Source organism: Hydrogenophaga aquatica (genome assembly GCF_054780915.1).
This window is the reverse complement of record NZ_BAAGVK010000019.1, coordinates 13,302-34,930: the sequence shown is the minus strand read 5'-3', so window position 1 is coordinate 34,930 and position 21,629 is coordinate 13,302. Positions and strand designations below refer to the sequence as shown.

The 21,629-nt window shown below is 67.5% G+C and carries 16 protein-coding genes; 4 read left to right on the top strand and 12 right to left on the bottom strand.

The window, feature by feature from the left end:
* Positions 1 to 67: 67 nt before the first annotated feature.
* Both ACYVHH_RS14645 and ACYVHH_RS14640 read left to right on the top strand, forming a co-directional pair.
* Positions 68 to 1,108, top strand: a complete 1,041-nt coding sequence (locus ACYVHH_RS14645) for an outer membrane lipoprotein (protein ID WP_460565931.1) — start codon at positions 68 to 70, stop codon at positions 1,106 to 1,108.
* The gene (locus ACYVHH_RS14640; RefSeq protein WP_460565930.1) at positions 1,101 to 1,415 is read left to right on the top strand and encodes a hypothetical protein; all 315 of its coding nucleotides are present in this window, start codon (positions 1,101 to 1,103) and stop codon (positions 1,413 to 1,415) included. The genes ACYVHH_RS14645 and ACYVHH_RS14640 overlap by 8 nt, the downstream gene beginning before the upstream one ends.
* Before the next feature lie 604 nt (positions 1,416 to 2,019).
* Here ACYVHH_RS14640 and ACYVHH_RS14635 read toward each other — a convergent pair.
* From ACYVHH_RS14635 to mltA, 7 genes are all read right to left on the bottom strand, one after another.
* Entirely contained in the window at positions 2,020 to 3,060 is a 1,041-nt protein-coding gene (locus ACYVHH_RS14635) for an ABC transporter ATP-binding protein (RefSeq protein ID WP_460565929.1), read from the bottom strand.
* A complete protein-coding gene (locus ACYVHH_RS14630) occupies positions 3,057 to 4,061 on the bottom strand; it encodes an ABC transporter ATP-binding protein (RefSeq protein ID WP_460565928.1) in 1,005 nt (334 codons plus the stop codon). Before ACYVHH_RS14630 ends, ACYVHH_RS14635 begins: the two co-directional genes overlap by 4 nt.
* A gap of 10 nt (positions 4,062 to 4,071) precedes the next feature.
* Complete coding sequence (locus tag ACYVHH_RS14625; RefSeq protein WP_460565927.1) at positions 4,072 to 4,983, bottom strand: ABC transporter permease; 912 nt, start codon at positions 4,981 to 4,983, stop codon at positions 4,072 to 4,074.
* A 16-nt stretch (positions 4,984 to 4,999) separates the two neighbouring features.
* Complete coding sequence (locus tag ACYVHH_RS14620; RefSeq protein WP_460565926.1) at positions 5,000 to 5,980, bottom strand: ABC transporter permease; 981 nt, start codon at positions 5,978 to 5,980, stop codon at positions 5,000 to 5,002.
* A 66-nt stretch (positions 5,981 to 6,046) separates the two neighbouring features.
* Positions 6,047 to 7,615, bottom strand: a complete 1,569-nt coding sequence (locus ACYVHH_RS14615) for an ABC transporter substrate-binding protein (protein WP_460565925.1) — start codon at positions 7,613 to 7,615, stop codon at positions 6,047 to 6,049.
* A gap of 110 nt (positions 7,616 to 7,725) precedes the next feature.
* A complete protein-coding gene (locus ACYVHH_RS14610; protein ID WP_460565924.1) occupies positions 7,726 to 8,781 on the bottom strand; it encodes a 6-phosphofructokinase in 1,056 nt (351 codons plus the stop codon).
* A 26-nt stretch (positions 8,782 to 8,807) separates the two neighbouring features.
* Positions 8,808 to 10,130, bottom strand: a complete 1,323-nt coding sequence (gene mltA, locus ACYVHH_RS14605) for a murein transglycosylase A (RefSeq protein WP_460565923.1) — start codon at positions 10,128 to 10,130, stop codon at positions 8,808 to 8,810.
* On the opposite strand from mltA, the gene ACYVHH_RS14600 reads away from it, so the two are divergent.
* Entirely contained in the window at positions 10,063 to 10,236 is a 174-nt protein-coding gene (locus ACYVHH_RS14600) for a hypothetical protein (protein ID WP_460565922.1), read from the top strand. The genes mltA and ACYVHH_RS14600 overlap by 68 nt on opposite strands.
* A 25-nt stretch (positions 10,237 to 10,261) precedes the next feature.
* On the opposite strand, the gene ACYVHH_RS14595 is transcribed toward ACYVHH_RS14600, so the two are convergent.
* From ACYVHH_RS14595 to ACYVHH_RS14580, 4 genes are read right to left on the bottom strand one after another with little or no spacing between them, the layout of a single operon-like run.
* A complete protein-coding gene (locus tag ACYVHH_RS14595) occupies positions 10,262 to 10,882 on the bottom strand; it encodes a response regulator transcription factor (protein ID WP_460565921.1) in 621 nt (206 codons plus the stop codon).
* Between the two features lie 10 nt (positions 10,883 to 10,892).
* Entirely contained in the window at positions 10,893 to 12,926 is a 2,034-nt protein-coding gene (locus tag ACYVHH_RS14590; protein WP_460565920.1) for a two-component system sensor histidine kinase NtrB, read from the bottom strand.
* Positions 12,927 to 12,945: 19 nt separating this feature from the next.
* Positions 12,946 to 13,752 (bottom strand): carbon-nitrogen hydrolase family protein, encoded by an 807-nt coding sequence (locus ACYVHH_RS14585; RefSeq protein WP_460565919.1) that lies wholly within the window; start codon positions 13,750 to 13,752, stop codon positions 12,946 to 12,948.
* Positions 13,749 to 17,849 (bottom strand): YhdP family protein, encoded by a 4,101-nt coding sequence (locus tag ACYVHH_RS14580; RefSeq protein WP_460566004.1) that lies wholly within the window; start codon positions 17,847 to 17,849, stop codon positions 13,749 to 13,751. Before ACYVHH_RS14580 ends, ACYVHH_RS14585 begins: the two co-directional genes overlap by 4 nt.
* Positions 17,850 to 17,866: 17 nt before the next feature.
* Between ACYVHH_RS14580 and glnE the strand changes: the two genes are divergently transcribed.
* Positions 17,867 to 20,644 (top strand): bifunctional [glutamate--ammonia ligase]-adenylyl-L-tyrosine phosphorylase/[glutamate--ammonia-ligase] adenylyltransferase, encoded by a 2,778-nt coding sequence (gene glnE, locus ACYVHH_RS14575; RefSeq protein ID WP_460566003.1) that lies wholly within the window; start codon positions 17,867 to 17,869, stop codon positions 20,642 to 20,644.
* 36 nt (positions 20,645 to 20,680) lie between these two features.
* On the opposite strand, the gene ACYVHH_RS14570 is transcribed toward glnE, so the two are convergent.
* On the bottom strand, positions 20,681 to 21,538 hold the full coding sequence (locus tag ACYVHH_RS14570; RefSeq protein WP_460565918.1) for a ferritin family protein: 858 nt from the start codon (positions 21,536 to 21,538) through the stop codon (positions 20,681 to 20,683).
* Positions 21,539 to 21,629: the final 91 nt, after the last annotated feature.

Genomic DNA, 21,629 nt, shown 5'->3' with positions numbered 1-21,629 from the left:
CTGGAGGGTGCCGCTTCATGCGGTTTGCCGCGCGGCGCCCGTTGGGCACAAGGAAGGAGAAAAAACCATGTCCATCCGTCAAAAATTCATGGCATTAATGCTGGGTCTGGTGGCTTTTGCAGGGGCGGGGGCCGCGTTGGCCCAGACCACGCCGGTGATCCGCACCTTCACCGTGCAGCAGGTGGCCGAGCTGGCGCCCGGCACCGAACTCGTCTTCAAGATCAATGGCACGCCAGCGGGCACTGCCACGGTCACGCTGGACGGCAGCGCCCATGCGGTCACGCTCAGCGAGACGAGCGCAGGCAATTACAGTGGCGCCTACACGCTGGGCATTCGCGATCAGGTCAAGTTCAACAGCGTGGTGCGCGCCACCCTGCGCGTGGCCGACAAGGACGTCCAGGCCGTGCTGGGCCAGACGCTGCTGACGGCATCGGCCCACCAGGCCGCGTTGGCGGCCGCCACGCCCACGCCGGTCATCGACTACTTTGGCACCCAGTCTGGCAACCTGTCCGGCGGGCACGAGATCACGTTCACCGTCAAGGGTACCCCCGGCGCGCAGGCGCAACTCACCCTGGCGGGCACGGACGCGCGCATTGCCCTGGCCGAGTCCCGCCCGGGCGAATACACCGGTGCCTACACCATCCGCTCGCGTGACCGCATCCTGGAAAGCAGCGCAGCCACCGCGACGCTGACGCTGGGCAGCAAGTCCGTGAAGGTGAGCAAGGCGCTGTCCGCGCAGGCGGTGCAGCCCACGCTGGCGGCGCGCCAGAGCTGCGACACCTGTGGCGTGGTGCAGTCCGTCGAGGTGGTGGAAGTCAAGGGCGAGCCGGGCTACGTGGGTGCCGTTGCTGGTGGCGTGGCCGGGGCGGTGCTGGGCAACCAGATCGGCAAGGGTGACGGCCGCACGGCGGCGCGCATTCTGGGCGCGGTGGGCGGTGCTTATGCTGGCCGCGAAATCGAGAAGAACGTCGTCAAGGAAAAGCGCTACGACGTGACGGTGCGCCTGCACAACGGCCGTGTGCAGACCGTGCAGCACGTTGAGAACCCTGGCCTGAAGAACGGTCAGCAGGTCAAGATCGTCGATGGCAAGGTGGTGGCCAATGACTGAGCGGCACAACCGTTTGGCACGTGCCGTTCTTGGCACGCTGGGCGCCGCCGTGGCGGCGTTGCTGGTGGCCTGCAGTTCGGGCCTGGAAGGCACGTATGAGGACCCGGTGGGCCTGACGCGTTACACCTTCCAGTCGAACGGCAAGGTGGTCATGACGATGATGGGCACCGAAATCGAGATGACCTACGAGAAGGAAGGCGACAAGATCAAGGTGGGCACGCCCGAGGGCCGGGTGGTGATGACCCTGCTGGACGATGGCTCCATCCAGGGGCCGATGGGTGTCAGGCTGACGCGCATGCAGCCCTGAGATTTGTTTCGGTATTGCGCTGGTTTGTGGGCGGCCAAGGCGTGTGCGCCCAGGCGCTGGCGTTTCAACGAGGCGGCCGGTGCAAAGCACCGGCTCCCCTGCGATGCTCGATGCCGTGGCCACGCGGCGGAACTCTCTGCGCGCTTGTAGCGCTCCGTTCGAACAGCCGCCGCAAGCTAGAGGACGAAGCGCGCTCAGGCGCGCTGGCCACGGCCTCTGCGCTTCTCGGCACCTCGTAAGGCGCGCCAGCCCCCGGGCACACACGTCTTGGCAGATGCACTGTTGGCACACAACCGGTGCGCTCCAACGCTCTTGGTGGCTGAGGCCGGCCTGGCCCTGTGGGGGCGATTCCTGTGGCGGCTGTGGCCGCCTGTCTGGGGCCGGGCGCGCGTTAGCGCGCTTCGTAACTGACTTGCGGCGGGTGTTCGAGGGGAGAGAGCGTTAGCGAACGGACCGAGTTTCCGCCGCACCGGCCCCAGGCAGGCGGACGCAGCGGAGTCGGCGCCAGAGGCGCCGACCGCCACAGTATGAGCCCACGCAGGGCCAGGCCTGCCGCAGCAAGCGAGGTTCCCCAGAAGCCGAAAGCCCCCCCGCAGCGCAAAGGTCAGATCCGCCGCTCCTCCACCGCGTGGCAGGCCACGCGCACCCCCCGGATGTTCTGCAGCACGGGCCGTTCCTGCTTGCAGCGCGCGTTGGCGTGCGGGCAACGCGGGTGGAAGGCACAGCCGCTCGGCGGGTTCAAGGGGTTGGGCACCTCGCCCTGCACCGGTGTGCGCGCACGTCCGGTGTCGTGCATCTTCGGAATCGCATCCAGCAGCATGCGCGTGTAGGGGTGGCTGGGCTGCTCGAACAGCGTGGCCTTGTCAGCCAGCTCCACCAGGCGGCCCAGGTACATCACGCCCACCTGGTCGCTCACGTGGCGCACCACCGCCAGGTTGTGGCTGATGAACAGGTACGTCAACCCCTGCTGACGTTGCAGGTCCTTCATGATGTTGAGCACCTGCGCCTGCACACTCACGTCCAGCGCCGAAGTGGGTTCGTCGCATACCAGGAACTCGGGGTTGGTGGCCAGCGCCCGCGCAATGGAGATGCGCTGCCGCTGACCGCCCGAGAACTGGTGCGGGTACTTCACCATGTCCAGCGGGCTCAGGCCCACCGATTGCAGCAGCTCGCCCACGCGTTCCTTGATGGCATGCGGGTCGCTCAGCAAGCCGTGCTCCACCAGCGGTTCGGCCACGATGTCGGCCACCCGCCAGCGCGGGTTCAGGCTGGCGTAGGGGTCCTGGAAGATCATCTGGATGCGCCGCCGTAGGATGCGGCCCTGGGGCGTGGCGTAGGCTGCGTGGGCATCTTGGCCATCGAAGCTGAAGCCGCCGCGTGTGGGCCCGTACAGGCCCACCAGCAGCCGTGCCACGGTGCTCTTGCCGCAGCCGGACTCGCCCACCAGTGCCAGTGTCTGGCCGCGCTGGATCTCGAAGCTCACGCCGTCCACCGCGTGCAGCAACTGGCGTGGCTTGCGTTCCAGCACGCGGTTGAGCCACGGGGCGGACACGTCGAACGTGCGGGCCAGGTCGTGCGCCTGGACGAGCGCGCCCGCAGGCGCGTTCACGGGGGAGGCAGAAGGCATGGTTTTAGTCTGGGTCATTGCGCCACCTCCTGGGCCGTGCCGGCGGCTTCGCGTGTGGCGCTGACGTCGTGCAGCCAGCAGGCGGCGCGGGTGGCGCCAGCGGGCATCAGGTCGGGGCGGTCGCTGGTGCAGCGCAGGAAGGCGTGCTCGCAGCGCGGGTTGAAGGCGCAGCCGCGCGGAATGGCGTTCAGGCGGGGCATGGCACCGTCAATCTGGTGCAGCTGTTCGCGCTCGCTTTCCATGTCGGGAATGCAGCTCATCAGGCCGCGCGTGTAGGGGTGCGCGGGCTGGTTGATCACCTCGTGCACCGGGCCGATCTCGGCCACACGACCGGCGTACATGACGGCCACGCGGTCGCAGGTCTCGGCGATCACGCCCATGTCGTGTGTGATCAGCATCACCGCCGCGCCGCGCTCGCGGCAGATGGTCTTGAGCAGCGTGATGATCTGCGCCTGGATTGACACGTCCAGCGCCGTCGTCGGCTCGTCGGCCACGATCAGCTTGGGTTCCGCCGCCAGGGCCAGGGCAATCACCACGCGCTGGCGCATGCCGCCCGAGAACTGGTGGGGATAGTGGTCGATGCGCTCTTCGGCCGCCGGAATGCCGGTGTCCTTGAGCAGCTGGATGGCGCGCTGGCGCGCCTCGGACTGGCTCACGGGCAGGTGGGCGGTGATGGTCTCGATCAGCTGGCGGCCCACCGAATACAGCGGGTTGAGCGAGGTGAGCGGGTCCTGGAAGATGGCGCCAATGCGGCGGCCCCGCACGTGGCGCATCTTGTTGGGGGGCAGGTTGTCGATGCGTTCGCCTTCGAGCAGGATCTGCCCGCCCGCGATGCGCCCAGGGGGCTCCAGTAGGCCGATGATGGATGCGCCGGTGAGGGACTTGCCCGCGCCGGATTCACCCACCACACCCAGGATTTCACCGGGCGCGATGTCGAAGGAAATGTCGTCGAGGGCGCGCAGCGTGCCGCGCCGGCCGGGGAATTCGACCACCAGGTTCTTGACTTGCAACAGGCTCATGGTCGGCTCCTCAGCGCAGTCGGGGGTTGAGGGCGTCGCGCAGCCAGTCGCCCAGCAGGTTGACGCTCAGGGCGATGAGGACCAGCACCACGCCGGGGAAGATGGTGATCCACCATTCGCCGGAGAAGAGGTAGTCGTTGCCGATGCGGATCAGCGTGCCCAGGGACGGTGACGTGGGCGGTGCGCCCACGCCCAGGAAGGACAGGGTGGCTTCGGTGATGATGGCCGTGGCCACCTGGATGGTGGCCAGCACCAGCACCGGCCCCAGCACGTTGGGCAGCACGTGCTTGCGCATGATGCGCAGCGGCGCCACGCCGATGACGCGTGCCGCCTGCACGTATTCCTTCTGCCGCTCCACCAGCGTGGAGCCGCGCACCGTGCGGGCGTACTGCACCCAGCCGGTCAGGGATATCGACAGGATCAGCACGCCGAAGGCCAGCGTCTCGTGCGCCTCGGGGAAGAGCGCCCGGCCGATACCGGCGATCAGCAGTGCCACCAGAATGGCGGGGAAGGACAGCATCACGTCGCACAGGCGCATGAGCACGGCGTCCACCCAGCCGCCCAGGAAGCCCGCCAGCAGGCCAAGGCTCACGCCCGCCAATACCGACAGCAGCACGGATGCCAGGCCCACAGCCAGCGAGATGCGCGCGCCGTACATCAGGGCCGAGAGGATGTCGCGGCCCTGGTCGTCGGTGCCGAGCAGGAAGTCGGCACGGCCCTCAGGGTGCCAGGCGGGCGGAAGCCGGGCGTTGCTCAGTTCCAGCGTGGCCAGGTCGAAGGGGTTGTGCGGCGCAATCCACGGCGCGAAGGCCGCGCATATGACGCAGATGAGTGCGATCACGGCGGCGGTGACCGCCGTGGGCGAGGTGCGGAAGCTGTGCCCGACGTCGCTGTCGAGCCAGCCCAGGAGTTTGTTTTTCATGTGTGTGGCCGTCCCTTCAATGCCCACCCGCCTTGTCCACGCGCAGGCGCGGATCGACGGCGAAGTACAGCAGGTCGACGATGAGGTTGATGACGACGAAGATGAGTGCGATCAGGCAGAGGTAGGCCGCCATGACCGGGATGTCGGCGAAGGTGACGGCCTGGATGAACAGCAGACCCATGCCGGGCCACTGGAACACCGTCTCGGTGATGATGGCGAATGCGATCAGGCCGCCGAGCTGCAGGCCGGTGATGGTCATCACGGGCACGAGCGTGTTCTTGAGCGCGTGGCCGAAGTGCACGGCACGGTCGCTCAGCCCCCGGGCGCGCGCGAACTTGATGTAGTCGGTGCGAAGCACCTCCAGCATCTCGGCGCGCACCAGTCGCATGATCAGCGTGAGCTGGAAGATGGCCAGTGTCACAGCGGGCAGGGTCAGGTGGTGCCAGCCCTTCGCGGTGAGCAGACCGGTGGTCCAGCCGCCGATGTGCACCACCTCGCCCCGGCCGAAGCTGGGGAACCAGCCGAGGATCACCGCGAACACCAGGATCAGCAGGATGCCGATGAGGAAGGTGGGCAGCGACACGCCCAACAGCGACAGCGTCATGAACACCTGGCTCATGAAGGTGCCGCGCCGCAAGGCCGCATACACCCCCATGGGGATGCCGATCAGCAGGGCCAGGCCGGCAGCCACCAGGGCCAGTTCCAGCGTGGCCGGGAAGCGTTCGGCAATGAGCCGCGACACCGGTGTGCCCTGACGCAGGCTGATGCCGAAGTCGCCATGCGCGGCGTTGACGAGGAAGTGCCAGAACTGCACGAAGAAGGGTTGGTCCAGCCCCAGGGTGGCGCGCAGTTCGGCCACCTGCTCGGCGGTGGCGTCCTGCCCCAGCATGAAGGTGACCGGGTCGCCCACATACTGAAACAGCATGAAGGCGATGAAGGCCACGGTCACCATGACCAAAGCCGCCTGGAAGAGGCGGCGAAGTATGAAAGCTAGCATGTGTGGTCTCCGGGGCGGAGCCCTTGTGAGGCTCCGCCCGCTGTGGATGGTGCGTGTTGAGTCAGGTCAGTTGACCTTGACGAGGCGCCAGTCGATGCGGTTGTCGGCGCGGTGCACCACATCGATGTTCTTCTTCATGGCCCAGGGGATGACCTGGTTGTGCAGCGGGATGTGCGCGACGTCGTCGTTCTGCAGCTGCAGCGCCTTGGTCAGCAGTTCGGTGCGCAGCTTCAGGTCGGTTTCCTTGCGGGTGCGCTCCACCAGTGCGTCCATCTGCGGGTTGCTGTAGCGGCCGACGTTGTAGTTGCCGTCACCCTGCGCCCCCACGCTGCGCACCAGCGACTGGATGCTGTAGAACGCGTCGAAGGTGGGCACGCCCCAGCCGAGCATGTAGATGCTGGCTTCGTAGCGCTGGATCATGGGGAAGTAGGTCGTCAGCGGCAGCGTGCGCAGCTTGGCTTTCACACCGATCTTGGCCCACATGGCAGTGATGGCCTGGCAGATCTGCTCGTCGTTGATGTAGCGGTTGTTCGGGCAGGCGAAGTCCACCTCGAAGCCATCCTTGTAGCCCGCGTCGGCCAGCAGCTTCTGGGCCGCGGCCACGTTGTAGGGGTGGCGCTTGTGCACGGCTTCGGTCCAGCCGTTGACCTGCGGGGCCACCAGCGCGCCGGTGGGCTGGCCCAGGCCGCGCATGGTGACCTTGTTGATGGTGTCGATGTCGATGGCCTGGTAGAGCGCCTTGCGCACCTTCACGTCCTTGAGCGGGTTCTTGCCCTTGATGTTGCTGCCTGGCAGCTCGTCGCGGTGCTGGTCCAGCCCCAAGAAGATGGTGCGGTTCTCGATGCCGTCGATGACCTTGAGGTTGGGGTTGCTGCGCACGCGCGGCAGGTCCTGCGGGCTGGGGTCGAGCACGAAGTCGACCTCGCCGGAAAGCAGGGCGGCCATGCGGGTGGCCACGGCCTTGACCGGGGTGTAGACGATTTCGGTCACGTTGGTGTCGGCCTTGCCCCACCAGTCAGCGTTCTTCTCCAGCACCAGACGCTGGTCGGGTTGCCAGGACTTGAGCTTGTAGGGGCCCGTGCCCATGGCGTTGCGGTGGGCGAAGTTTTCGTCCTGGGTCTTGATGTCCTTGGGCGCGACGGAGTTGTTCTTCTCGGCCCAGGCCTTGCTCATCATGCGCAGCTCGGTGAGCTGGTTGAGCAGAACGGGGTTGGGGTCCTTGGTGAAGATGTCGATGGTGTTGGCATCGACCTTCACGACGCGGTCGATGCCGTTGGTGTAGACCTGAAAGTTCGAGGTCTTGGACATGCCGCGTTCGATCGAGAACACCGCGTCGTCTGCAGTGAAGGGCGTGCCGTCGTGGAACTTGACGCCCTGGCGCAGCGTGAGGCGCATCTGCGTGGGGGTCATCTGCTTCCAGGCGGTGGCCAGCACCGGCTCGACCTTGAAGGTCTTGCTGTTGTAGTAGACCAGGGATTCGTAGACCGCGGCATGGATGCCGTTTTGCAGCGCGTTGTTCTGGGAATGGATGTCCCAGGTGGCGATGTCGCTGGCGCTGGTCCACTTGAACGTCTTGGCTTGAGCCACGCCACCCAGCGCGAGTGCGGCTGCGATGGCAAGGAGTTTGAGCTTCATTGTTGACACCTAAATAAAATGAAGAAGCCCAGATTTTGCAATATATGTGCCAGGTTTTCTCCGGTGTTTTCCCTCGGGTGGGCTGTCAGTTTGTCGGCCTGGCGACTTGGTCAGGTTTCGCCCAGGGATACCCCTATCTGCCGGGCGGTTTCCAGCAGCGGGTGCCCGGGGGGGACGTTGCGGTGCTGGTGCGCCACGTCGGCCAGGGCGATGCTGCCCAGCTGCCCGCCTTGCAGCGTCACCATGCGGTTGAAATGTCCGGCCATCACCAGCTGAGCGGCCTGGTTGCCGAACTGGGTGGCCAGCACACGGTCGAAGGGCGTGGGCGCACCGCCGCGCTGCACGTGGCCCAGCACGGTGGCGCGCACCTCGCTGTGCAGCAGGGGCTGCAGCTGTTCGCGCAGCACGTGGGCCACGCCGCCCAGGCGGATCGGGTCGGGGCTGTCGGCAATGCGCCGCTGCACCGTCATGCTGCCGCCGCGCGCCTTGGCGCCTTCGCCTATGCAGATGACGCTGAAGCGCTGGCGTGTCTCGCGCTCGCGGCAGACCTTGGCCACTGCTTCCACGTCATAGTCGATCTCGGGCAGCAGGATCACGTCGGCTGCACCGGCCAGGCCGGCTTCCAGCGCGATCCAGCCCGCGTAACGGCCCATGGTTTCCACGATCATCACGCGGCCATGGCTCTGGCCGGTGGTCTGGATGCGCTCCAGCGCCTCGGTGACGGTGGCCACGGCCGTGTCAAAGCCGAAGCTGCGTTCGCAGCCCACGATGTCGTTGTCGATGGTCTTGGGCACCCCCACGATGGGCAGGCCGCGCTGGCTGATGCCATGCGCGATCTCCATGCTGCCGTCGCCGCCGATGACGACCAGCGCGTCCAGACCAAGCGCGCGGGCGTTGGCCAGCGTCTGTTCGATGGTGGCTTCGGTGGCGAGCGGGTTGGCGCGGTTGCTGGTGCCCAGGATGGTGCCACCCAGCATGAGGATGCCGCTGACGCTTTTCCAGTCCAGCTCGCGCGTGCGGGGTGGATCGCACATGAGGCCGGCAAACCCGTCCTCGATGCCGATGACGTGCGCACCGCACTGGCGCAGCAGCGACTTGGTGACGGAGCGGATGACCGCGTTGAGGCCGGGGCAGTCGCCGCCGCCGGTGAGCACGCCGATGCGCATGGGAGTCTCCTTCGTGGGCGTGGGGGTCATTGGCCGCGAGGCCATAGCGCCCACAGTTGCAGGGGCTGCTTCAGGCCCGCTGCCAGCGTGTAGGCCTCGTCGCCCCAGCCGGTGAAGTAGTCGGCGCGCACGGCGCCCACAATGGCACTGCCTGTGTCCTGGGCCAGCACCAGCTTGCGCAGCTGGGCCACCGGCCCCACGGATTGCAGCCACACCGGGGTGCCGTAGGGAATGCTGTCGCGGTCCACCGCGATGGAACGGCCTGGGGTGAGTGCCACGCCCTGCGCGCCACGCGGGCCGAACTGGGCATCGAATTCGGACAGCGGTTCTTCGCGGAAGAAGACCACGCGCGGGTTGCTCCACAGCATCTCGTTGAGGCGCTGCGGGTTCTGCTGTGCCCAGGCGCGGATGGCTTCCCAGGTGCCTTCGCGGATGAGTCCCTGGTCAAGCAGCCAGCGCCCCACGCTGCGGTAGGGGTGGCCGTTGTGTCCGGCGTAGGCGACGCGCACCTGCCGCTGTTTGCCGTCGGGCTCGGTCAGCATCAGCCGCCCGGAACCCTGGATCTGCAGCAACAGCGCGTCAATGGGGTCGGCCAGCCATGCGATTTCCTGCCCGCGCAGGGTGGCCAGGGCGGCGGGGTCGGTGGCCATCTGCTGGCGGCTGTACCAGGCGTTGCCGCCACGCAGGCTGGCGGGCAGGCGGTACAGCGGCGTCTGGTAGGCGCCTTGCTGCACGCGGCTGGCGGCCATCGTCGGCTCGTAGTAACCGGTGAGCAGGCCTTGCGTGTCGCTGCCGTTGGGTTGCACCCGGTAGGGCTGAAGGCGGCGCATCAGCCATTCGTGCTGCTCCTGCGGGGAGGCCAGCGTCTGCTGGCGCACCTCGTTACACAGGCCCTGGTGGGGTGCGGGAGGACGCTCGCAGCTGCGCAGCCACGCGTTCCAGGCCTGGTGCAGGGCATCAAAGCCCCAGCCGGGCAGCTCACTCCAGCGCACCGGTACCCAGGTGCTCTTGCCGCGCTGTATGAGGGCCGGCAGCGGCTGGGCGTCGGCCCATTGCCAGGCGCCCGACGTGGCCGCCGTGACGAAGGGCTGGCCCGGCGGTGTTGGCGCTTCGGTGCCACCAGTCGCCGTGGCGGGGCGGGGCGGTATGGCTGTTGGAGTTGGTGGCAGCGGTTGTGGGGTCTCTGGCAACGGCGCGGTGCCGCACGCGGCCAGCGTTCCTACAATCAGGGTCACGAAGACGCTGCGCAAATCGGAGCGCAGCCAGAATTTCTGTCTGGTCATGACCTTGTTGTATCTGGAAGCGCTGGGCGCGTTGCTGTTGCTGGTGTTCATTGTCTGGTGGACCATGTTCTCCGGGCGCAAGAAGGGTGAATTGCCCGACGACGTGGAGCGCGAGAAATCTGGCAAAACCTCGGCGGACGACGCCGCAAAATCCGCTCGGGACGAACCCTGAGGAAACCGCCGCAGTAAGCGGCCCATCACAGATCGCGCAGCAGGTTGACGAGTTCCACCGCCGACTTGACGTTCATTTTCTCAAAGACGTGGGCGCGATGCACTTCCACGGTGCGCACACTGATGTTGAGCGTGTCCGCCACCAGCTTGTTGGGCAGCCCCGAGGCCACCAGCCGCATGACGTCGCGTTCCCGTTCGGTCAGGGCGGCAACGCGCGTCTGCAGTTCTTCTTTCTGGCGCCGCGCATTCAGCACCGTTGCCGAGCGCTGGAGGGCCTGCTCGACACGGTCAACCAGGGCGTTGTCAGAAAAGGGTTTTTCACAGAAGTCGAAAGCGCCGCGCTTGACCGCGTCCACGGCGGTCGCCACATCGGCGTGGCCTGACAGGAAGATCACCGGCATCGCGTCAAACCAGGGCATGGCCAGCAGGCGCTCGAAGAGTTCCAGCCCGCTCATGCCGGGCATGCGCAGGTCCAGCAAGGCGCAGCACGGGCCGATGGGGGCTGCCGCTCCCTGTTTCTGGGCATCCCAGAAGGCGTCGGCACTGGCGTAGGGCTCGCTCAGCAGGCGGCGCGTGCGCAGCAGCCAGCCCAGGGCGTCGCGCACGCTGGCGTCGTCGTCGATGATGTAGACCTTTGCTCCGTTCATGGCGAGCCCATCATAAAGAAGCCGCAGGCAGCGTGAAGTGGAACACCGTGCCCCGGGGTGACGCGGGTTCGAAGCGCAGGGCGCCGCCGTGCTGTTCCACGATGGTGCGGCACAGGTTCAGGCCCAGCCCCATGCCTTCGGCCTTGGTGGTGAAGAAAGGGGTGAATATGCGTTCGGTGGCTTCGGGGGACAGGCCGTGGCCGTGGTCGGTCACCGAGAAGGACACCCATTCACGCGTCGACGGGTTCCCGTTTGCGGCCGCAGGCCCTGCCCGCAGCCGCAGCCTGCGCAACTTGCTGGAGGCGGGCGGATCGCCAAGGGGCATGGCCTGCATGCCGTTGCGCGCGAGGTTGAGCAGCACCTGTTCGATCATGGTGCGGTCGCACCAGACCTGCGGGCAGCCCGGCGCGACTTCCACGTCGACCTGGATGCCCAGCTTGCGCGCCTGGAGCATCAGCAATGGCGAGATCGCGTCGAACAGGGTCACGACTTCAACGGCTTCGCGCTGGCTTTCCCGGCGGCGTACCAGGTCGGCCACGCTGCGGATCACCCGGCCTGCGCGGTCGGCCTGTTCCGCCATGCGGCGGATGGCGTTGGCAATGTCCTGCCGCAGGTCGGATGGCAGCGGTTGCACCGGGTCTTCGATGATGTTGAGCGAACCGGAAGCGTAGCTGGAGATGGCTGCCAGCGGCTGGTTGAGCTCATGGCTGATGAGAGACGCCATTTCCCCGGCCATCGCCAGGCGGGCGGTGGCCTGCAGGCGCTCTTGCGAGGTGCGCGAGAGTTCCTCGCTGCGCCGCTGTTCGCTGAGGTCGAGGATGGCGCTCATCCAGCCGGTCTGCACGTTCTGGGCGTTGACCAGGGGGGCTTCGATGATCAGCACGGGGAAACGTGTGCCGTCCGAGCGGATGAACTCGGATTCGAAACCCTCGCGGGGCAGCAGCTTGCCGGCCAGCCGCACGGCCAGCCGCTGTCGGTATTCCTCCACCTGCTCGGGGGGCCAGTAGGGGGCGGGCACGCCCGTGCCCATGAGTTGTTCGGCGCTCAGCCCCACCATCTGGCAGAAGGCGGGATTGACGTAGGTGATGCGACCTTCCATGTCCCGGGCACGCAGTCCCGTGACCAGGGAGTCTTCCATCGCCTTGCGAAACGCCAGCGCCTCGGCCAGTTCGCGTTCTGCGCGCAGCCGGCGCCGCAGGTCACGCGCGAACAGGGCGAGCACGCCGATGAGCGCAACCGCCAGCGCGCCCACCGCAACGGTCAGCACGTGCGGAAACCAGCCGCGGTACTCCCGGGCACGCTCCAGCCGCAGCATGTAGGCCGCGCCGGGCAAGTCCATCAGCGCCACGGCGTGGAACACTTCACTGGCATCGGCCAACTGGCCCTGTATGGTCAGGCGCGTGCCGTCCGCGTCGGTCAGCGCAATGCGCCTGCCGCGCTGGGCCTCGCCAGGAATCAGCTCGGACAGGATGCCCGCCAGGCTGTAGGCGGCGATGAGAAAACCGTCGGGCTTGCCATTGAGGCTGACGGGCAGGCAGAACTCCATCAGCTCCAGGCCCATGCCCTGGGCCGTGGGCCAGAAATAGCTGGGCGCGTAGGCCGGACCGCTGACGCGCTGCGCGTTGGCGCACGCCTGCTGGATGTCTGGCAGGGCATGTTGCCGCGAGCGGAAGGCGAACAGGTCGGGCTGGAAGGGGCTGGTCCGGCTGGCGCGTGTACCGAACTGGTTGTCCAGCCACTCGACATGGACGATTTCGCGGTGCAGAGCGAGCAGTTCGGCTGCACCGGTTTCCCAGGGCACGGGCGAGCCGCTGGTGCTGTGCAGGGCCACCAGGTTCTGCGCGCTTCGCAGCAGGCCGCCTCGGATGTCGGCGGTCATGTGGACGGCGCTCTGCTCCAGGCTGATCTGGTTCTGGCTGTCTTCGTACTCGCGGGCCAGGAACACCAGCGCGGCCAGCAGCAGGCCCACCAGCAGACAGAGCAGGCTCCACAGCGCCCAGCGGTGGGTGCTGTGGCCCGGCCGTGTCCAGCGCGGCCGCTTCATGGCGCTCCCTTGCCAGCCTTCACAGACGGCGGTGTTGCAGCGCGGGCAATTGCCGGCGCATCTCTTGCAGCCGGTTCATGTCGATGTCGCAGATCACCACGCCAGGCCCGATGGCATGCTGGCCCAGCACCGCGCCCCAGGGGTCGATGATCATGCTCTGCCCCCAGGTCTGGCGCCCGTTTTCGTGGGTACCGCCCTGGGCGCTGGCCACGACGTAGGCCTGGTTCTCGATGGCGCGGGCGCGCAGCAGCACTTCCCAATGGGCCTGCCCGGTGGTGTGAGTGAAGGCGGCGGGTACCAGCAGGATGTCCGCGCCCAGCTGGCGGTACAGCTCCGGAAAGCGCAGGTCGTAGCAGACGCTCATGCCGACCCGCCAGACCTGGCCGGAACGGTCGGTCAGATCGAACACGGTGGGCGTTTCACCGGCGGCCAGCACGGCGGCCTCGTCATAGCTTTCGCGCCCGTTGTCGTAGCGGAACAGGTGAATCTTGTCGTAGCGGGCGGCGGGCTTGCCTTTCGGGTCGTACACCAGCGAGGCGTTGGCCGCGTGCGCCGGGTCGTCGGTGGCCATGGGGAGCGTTCCGCCGACGATCCACATACCCATCTCGCGCGCGCTGTCGGTCAGGAAGTCCTGCACGGTTCCCAGGCCGGGGGTCTCCGCCAGCAGCAACTTGTCGCGGTCGTTGTGGCCCATGAAGCAAAAGTATTCCGGCAACACGGCCAGTTCGGCGCCAGCCACGCGCGCCTGCTCTAGCAGCTGGTGGGCCTGGGCAAGGTTCTGGTCAAGGCTGACGCCCGAAACCATCTGGATGGCGGCAACTTTCATGGCTGTCCTCTCTCTTTCTGCGGGGTGGGGCCTTCAGGGGCGATGTTACGCGCATTGACTTTTTCGATCTGCGGGTCGTTCCAGGTACCCGTGATGTGGAAGTGCTGGGTCGCCGCTGCCTGCAAAGGCTTGCCCAGCAGGAATTGCGCCAGGAAGGTGCCCAGGCCCACGGCCGGGTTGATCGCCGAGGCCACGAGGGCGGCCGTTCCGGCATTCAGCTCCGGCACCACGACCGCGGTGATGTCCTGTGTCTCGCGCGCGAGGTCGGCGGAGCCTTCGAGCAGCACGGCGGCGTTGACGCCCTTCATCTGCAGGTTGTTGGTGTTGGCGACTCCCTGCTCAATGCGCACGTTGCCGCGCACGAAGTCGAAGGCGAAGCCCTCGCTGAACACGTCCCGGAAGTCCAGCGTCAGCCGGCGCGGCAAGGCCTGCAGGCTGAGCACGCCGAGCAGCTTGGCCAGGCCGGGGTCGGCCTTGAGGAACTGGCCGCGCTGCACATCCACGGCCAGCGTCCCGCCCAGGCTGGGGTAGTGCAGGCCCAGTGGAGAGCCCACCCAGCCCAGCGTGCCTTCGATCTGCCCCTTGCCGCCCCGGATGACGCCCGGCATGCCAAAGCGCGTCAGCAGGGCGCCCGAATCTTCGATGCCCAGGCGCAGGGTCAGCGCCGTGCGCCGTGCGCCGCCCATGCCCTGGCTGGCCGCGCCCATGGCCGCCCAGTTGCCGGTAGCTTCGAGCCGCGCCTCAGGCACGCTCAGGTTGAGCTTGGTGAGCCGCCATTCGCGCGTGGTTTCGCTGGCCGACAGCGCGGCCGTGCGGTTGACCGCCTCGATCTCGAGCTTGCCGAGGGAGCGGTTGTTGAGTTCGAAGTTGTTGACCACGATGTCCAGGGCAGGCACATGCTGGGGCGGGCTTTGCAGCAGGTTTTCCACGCCCGACGTGGCGGCGGGCGGCAGCGTCAGGCGGGCCAGCCGCGCGTAGACCCGTCCGGGCGTGTTGGCCACGGTGGGCCGGAACTCGACGTAACCGTTGAGTTCCCGCGCGTTCACGTTGAGGCGCCAGGTATCCCCCTCGCGTGAGCCGCCAGCCACCACGTCGTGGAAGTGGCGGCCGTCCTGATGGATGCGCGTGGCCTCCAGGCCGAAGGACGTGGGCCAGTAGGCGCGGGTGTCGCCCATGTCCGGGGCGGCCGCCCCGTTCCCTGCCAATGCGCGTTCCCAGGCCTGTACGTCCAGGTCGCCGAGCGCCAGCTGCGCCTGCACGCCGTTGGCTGGCATGTCGGGCCGTTCACTGCGCAGGGCAATGGCGCCGCGCAGCACCCGCGTCCCCTGGCTGATGTGCTCGCGTTCGTAGCGCGCGCTGAGCACCGGGCGGTTGCCCCCGCCAAGTTCCAGCGAAAGGCGGTCGCGCTGAGGCGCGTTCGGGTTGTCGCGAGTCTGGGAGCTGATGTCGAAACGCAGGGGCAGAACCTGCGAAGCTTCCTTGGCGAGCGGCTCGGGCAGGCGGGACGCCAGACCAAGCAGGCTGGATTCCACCAGCACGTCGGTGCCATCGGGCGTGAAGCCCAGCCGTATCTGGTAGCTGGTGCTGCCCGACGTGTGCTGGCCCAGCTGCGCCAGCCAGCCGCCGTCACGCAGGTTGCGCAGGCCCTCGGCGCTGGCCGTGCCCTGGCCCTGGAAACGGACGGTGCCATCGCCCGCAGGCCTGGCCTGCATGGCGCCGCTGAAGCGCAAATCGCCGCCGAGTGCGCGCGCACTCGCCTGGCTCAGCTGGAAGCCCTTTTCGTTGAACTGCAGCAGGCCCGTGGCGCCTTCCAGCCAGGGCGTCTCGGGCGTCACGCGGATGTCGTTGCGTGTGAACCGCACCACGCCTTTGACCTGCGTGTCGTCCACCTTGTCCAGTGGCAGATCGAGTTCGAAGCGCACGTCAGCCGGGCCGGTGATGGTGGCGCGCCGCAGCGCCTCTCCGGTCATGCCCAGCAGCGGCGAACGGTTGACGAACGCCAAGGCATCGGTGGCCGGACCCGTCACCTGGGCCTGCACCACCAGGCGGGGTGAGTGTTCCATGAAGTTGGCGATGCGCGCGTCGGCCTGGCTGGCGCGCAGCTGTGGCGAAGCGCTCACCCTGCCGGATGCGCCGCCGATGTGCAGCGATGCGCGGTCGATGTGCAGATCGGCGGCCACATCATCCAGGGCCGGCCAGGGCAGGCCGCCCGCGGGCAGCAGGTGCTCGGGAACGTAGGCAAACTGCACGCCGCCCAGCCGGGCGCGAACGTCGAAGTTGCCGCTGCCGGGACGCTCGAAGGGGAACTCCCAGAGGTCGCCCTTGACGACGAAGCGTGCGTCACGGGCCTGCCCCTGCCTGACGGCGTCGCGGACGTAACGCCGCACGGACTCCGGGATTTCCTGGGGCAGGTAACGGTGAACCCGTGCGCCGTTGGCCCGGTTCAGGGTGGCGGTGAGTTCCAGCACGCCGGGGAAGCGGCTGCCCGATGGGCTGGTCCTGGGGTCGCTCGTGTGCCAGCGCCCGCGCGCTTCGCCCTGGGCGTCGGCGTTGGCAAAGCGCAGCCGGGGCAGTTCGACGTCGATGTCGTCCCCCTTGTGCGTCCATGTGGCTTCGGCCTCCAGTTCGTCGAAGACCAGCCGCGGGTCTTCGAACATCCCTGGGAAATCGAGTGAGCCGTTCTTGAGCGTGATGGTGGCTTTGCCTCCGCCCTGGTGGGCGTCGAAGTCCAGGCGGGCGCCCTGCAGGCCCGGCCGCCCGAGCGGATGCCGGGTGGTTCCCTTGTCGTCGGTGTGGGCGGGGGGCGCCGGTGCGGCGGCCAGCGCCAGGCCGTTCACGCGGCCACGGGCCTCCCACTTGCCGGGGCGCCACTGAACGTCCAGGGTCTCCACCAGCCCGTGCGGGCGCAGGTCGTGAAGCCCCTGGTGGACCCACTCGTCAAACGGCAGGTGGCTGGCCAGTGCCTGGGTCAGGTCCAGGTCGAGCCGGTCGGCCTGCAGCTGCATGGCCTGCAGCTGCCCATTCTTGTCCACGGTGTGGCCGTAGCGGATGTTCCCGCCCGGCCAGTTCACGCCTGTGAGCGTCCGGAAGGCCAGATTTTCGCTGGCGAACTGCCACTCCTGGCCGCCATGGCGCACGCTCAGCCGGCCTTGCAGGTCATGCAACGCCAGGGGCGTCTTGTCGCCCAGCTGCACCTTCACGGCGGTGAGGGCCAGGTCACTGGTGATCCCCCGGACTTCGCCCCGCTGGACGTCGGCCCACAGGCGCAGGGCACCCTTGCCCTCGTGCAGTTTCGTGCCCAGCCAGCCGCTCATGTCCAGGTACTCGTGCAGGTGGCGCAGGTCGATTCCAGTGAAATCGCCGTACAGCGTGCCGTTCCATTCGCGCCACCGGCTGGCGTCGGTGACCCAGAGCGGTTGCCTGAACTGCCCGCGCAGGCTGAAGCGTTCCCCCCATTCGGCGGGGGGCGTGGCGTCCAGGCGCAGCAGGTGCTGGCGGCCCGGGTTGCGCACGACCAGGTCCAACCCCTGCAGTTCCAGCGGTGGCGCGTCGGGCCGCATCTCGTCGGTCCAGCGCAGGCGCCCACCGCGGATGGCGAATTCGGTCTGGGAAAAGAACCAGTCCACCAGCGCGTTGCCATCCTGCTCGGGCGAGGTTCTGGACACGTCCATGCCCGCGACCTGGATGCGGCCGTCGGCTGTCCGGCGCACGTCCAGCACGGGGGCCTGTATCAGCAGCTGCTCAAAGCCCAGGCGCCAGAGCGACTGCGCCGAAACCGCGCTCAGGATGCTGGGCAGGTGCAGCGCTTCGCGTTCCTGCTGGTCGAACAGCCGCACGTCCCTGAGCTCAAAAGCCGGGATGAAGCCTGTGGATTCGGCCCGGATTTCGCCGATGCGGACTTTCACCCCCAGTGACCGAGTGGCCAAGCTCTCCAGTTCCGGCCGCCAACTGTCGATTCGCGGCACAATCACCGCATGCAACACCCCCCAGCTCAGGGCAAAAACGAGCCAGGCGCCAGCTGCCAGCCAGAGCAGCCAGCGTGTCAGCCTCGCTGCCAGTTTCAGGCGGCGCGACGGGAGGGTGAAGCCGGAATTCATAAGCACGCGAAATTATGATGGCCAGTGACGCAGAGGGTTCTCAGAACATTCAACAATTTGTTTCCAAACCTCTCGGCCTGGCGGAGCATTCCCGCTATGTGCAGCGCATCCGGCGGCGCTATGCGGGCGAGCTGGATCTGTTGCCGCCCGGGGCGCCCGATCATGCCGTGATGACGGCAGCGTTGGCAGCGTTGCGTGAACGGGGTCTGGACCTGGGGGCGGCCTTGCGCGTGCTGCGCCAGCTGGTGATGGAGCGCCTGGTGGTGCTGGACTGCGAGCAGGGTGCGCCCCTGGCCACGGTGACACGTGCCGTGACCGATCTGGCGGAGCTGGCCTTGAACGAGGCCCTTGCGCAAACCCAGCTGGAACTCGATGACCTGCATGGCGCGCCCATGTACCAGGATGCGTCCGTGCCTGCCGCCCAGGGGCCGGTCATGCGCCGTGCCGAGCTGTGGATCATCGGCATGGGCAAGTTCGGCGCCCGCGAGCTCAATGTCTCCAGCGACATCGATCTCATCTACGTCTACGACAACGATGGTGAGACCGCAGGCAACAGCGCCGGGCGCAACCGCATCAGCAACCATGAGTATTTTGGCAAGGCGGTGCGGCGCATCTACAGCCTGATTGGCGACATCACCGAACACGGCAACGTGTTCCGCGTGGACCTGGCCTTGCGGCCGAACGGCAACTCCGGCCCCGCGGCAGTGTCGCTGGGGGCGCTGGAAGAGTATTTCCTCGTCCAGGGGCGCGAGTGGGAGCGGTTTGCCTGGCTCAAGAGCCGGGTGGTGGCCCCTGCCAGCGCGGTGGCGCAGGGCAGTGCCCTGGCACTGCGCGCCGTGGTGCTGCCCTTCGTGTTCCGGCGCTACCTGGACTACAACGTGTTCGAGTCGCTGCGCAGCCTGCACCGGCAGATCCGCGAGCACGCCAGCAAGCGTGCGGCCGGGCACCCTGAACGGGCGCACGACGTGAAGCTTTCGCGCGGTGGCATACGCGAGATTGAGTTCACCGTGCAGCTGCTGCAGGTGGTGCGCGGCGGCCAGTTCCCCGAACTGCGCACGCGCCCCACGCTGGCGGCACTGCCGCGCCTGCAGCGCGCCGGGCTGATGCCCGAGGCCAAGGTGCAGGTGCTTGCCGAGGCCTACGACTTCCTGCGGCGCGTGGAGCACCGCATCCAGTACCTGGACGACCAGCAGACCCACATATTGCCGACCCGAGATGACGACCTGGCCTGGATCGCTCACACGATGGGGTTTGACAACGCCTGCGCCTTCCTGCACGCGCTGGACGCCCACCGCGAGGTCGTGGCACAGGAATTCGACACCCTGCTGGGCGCCACCCCCGGCGGCTGCAAAGGGTGCAACGGCGGCAAGCAGCGCAGCGCGGTGGAAGACCTGCAGTCCGTGCTGCCGCAGTTGCCGGCGAACTTCTCGGCCAAGGTGGCCGAGTGGTGCGAGCACCCGCGTGTGCTGGCCCTGCGCGAGGACGCCCGCGTGCGGCTGGCGCGCCTGGTGCAGCGCACCGGCGCGTGGCTGGAGGCTGGCCGGGTGAGCGAGCAGGCCGCCTTGCGCATGGCCGACTGGATCGAACCCCTGCTGCGCCGGGAAAGCTACCTGGCCCTGCTGCTGGAGCGGCCGTCGGTGCACGAGCGCCTGCTGCACGTCTTTGGCGCCGCCAAATGGCCAGCGCGCTACCTGCTCAAGCACCCGGGCGTGATCGACGAACTGGCTGGGCGCCAGCTGTACGAGGAGCGTTTCGACCCGGCGGTGTTCGAGGCGGAACTGGAAACTCGCCGCAAGGCCCTGGCCGCGACAGGTGAGGACGACGACGAGGGGCTGCTCGACCTGCTGCGCCGTGCGCACCATGCCGAAACCTTCCGCACCCTGGCGCGCGATGTCGAGGGCGTGCTGTCCGTGGAACAGGTGGCCGATGACCTGAGCGCCCTGGCAGACGCCGTGCTGCGCGTGACGGGCCGCTGGTGCTGGCAGCGCCTGAAGAACCGCCACCGCGAGGAGCCACGCCACGCCATCATCGGCTACGGCAAGCTGGGCGGCAAGGAATTGGGCTACGGCAGCGACCTGGACATCGTCTTTGTCTACGAGGACGACGACGAGAGAGCGCCCGAGGTGTACGCCGCTTTCGTGCGCAAGATGATCAACTGGCTGACGGTCAAGACCAGCGAAGGCGACCTTTTCGAGATCGACACCGCCTTGCGCCCGAATGGTAACTCCGGCCTGCTGGTCACCACCTTTGAAGCCTACGCCAACTACCAGCAGCAGCGCGGCAGCAACACGGCGTGGACCTGGGAGCACCAGGCCATCACGCGGGCGCGCTTCGTGCTGGGCGCGCCCGACCTGGCGGCGCGTTTCGACGGCGTGCGGCAGGCCGTCATCACGGCGCCCCGCGACGAGGCCCTGCTGGCTGCCGAGATACGCGCCATGCGCGAGCGGGTGCGCGCAGCCCATGCTGTGCGTGAGGGGCTTTTCGACATCAAACACAGCCCCGGGGGCATGGTCGACGTGGAGTTCGCCGTGCAGTTCCTGGTGCTGTCGCGCTCGGCACAGCACCCGCAGCTGCTGGGCAACATCGGCAACATTGCCTTGCTGCAGCAGGCCGAGCTTGCAGGGCTGCTGCCCGAGGGTGTGGGGCATGCCGCCGCGAATGCCTACCGCGAACTCCGCCAGCTGCAGCACCGCGCGCGGCTGGACGAAGCCAGCACGCAGGTCGATCCGGCGCCGATCCAGCAGCACATCGACGCCGTGCTGGAACTCTGGCGCCAGGTGCTGGGCACCGCGTGATGTGAGTGTGTGCGGGGCGTGGGCCCCGCCGGCCGGTCAGGCGCCCTGGTAAACGCCCTGGGCGGGCAGCTTTGCCGATATTTCCTTGCGGAAGCGGTTGAGTTCCTGCACGGACTTGAAGCTTTGCTCCAGCAGCAGGCTCATGTTGTGCAGGATGCGCTCGACCACCTTGGTTTCCCAGGTGTTGTCGAACTGGATCTGCTGGCTCAGCCACTGCTCCAGCCACTCGGGGTTGGGCAGGCGGCTCTGGATGGTGTCGCGCGGGTAATGGGCCTTGCTGACGTGCAGGTTGGTGGGGTGCAGCGCCTGTGCGGTGCGGCGGGCGCTCGCCATGAGCACACCCACTTTGGCGAAGGCCGCCTTGGCCTCGTCGCCAAACTTGCCGATGGCGCGCTTCATGTAGCGAAGGTAGGCGCCGCCGTGGCGGGCTTCGTCCTGGCTCAGCGTGGTGTAGATCTGCTTGATGACTGGCTCGGTGTGCCATTCGGCGGCACGGCGGTACCAGTGGTTCAGGCGGATTTCACCGCAGAAGTGCAGCATCAGGGTTTCCAGCGCCGGGGCGGGGTCGAATTCGAAGCGGATGTCGTGGAGCTCCTGCTCGGTGGGCACCAGCTCGGGCCGGAAGCGGCGCAGGTATTCCATCAGCACCAGCGAGTGCTTCTGCTCCTCGAAGAACCAGATCGACATGAAGGCGGAGAAATCGCTGTCGTCGCGGTTGTCGCGCAGGAACATCTCGGTCGCAGGCAGGGCGGCCCACTCGGTGATGGCGTTCATCTTGATGGTCTGCGCCTGCTCGTCGCTCAGCAGGCTGGCGTCGAACTTGTCCCAGGGGATGTCCTTGTCCATGTCCCAGCGGACGGATTCGAGTTGCTTGAACAGTTCAGGGTAGAGCATGCGAGGGGTCTCAGTAACAGCGTGCAAAGCGGCCGAAGGGCGCAAAGCCCCTGATTCTAAAGGGGAACCATGAAAAACACCTTACAAATCA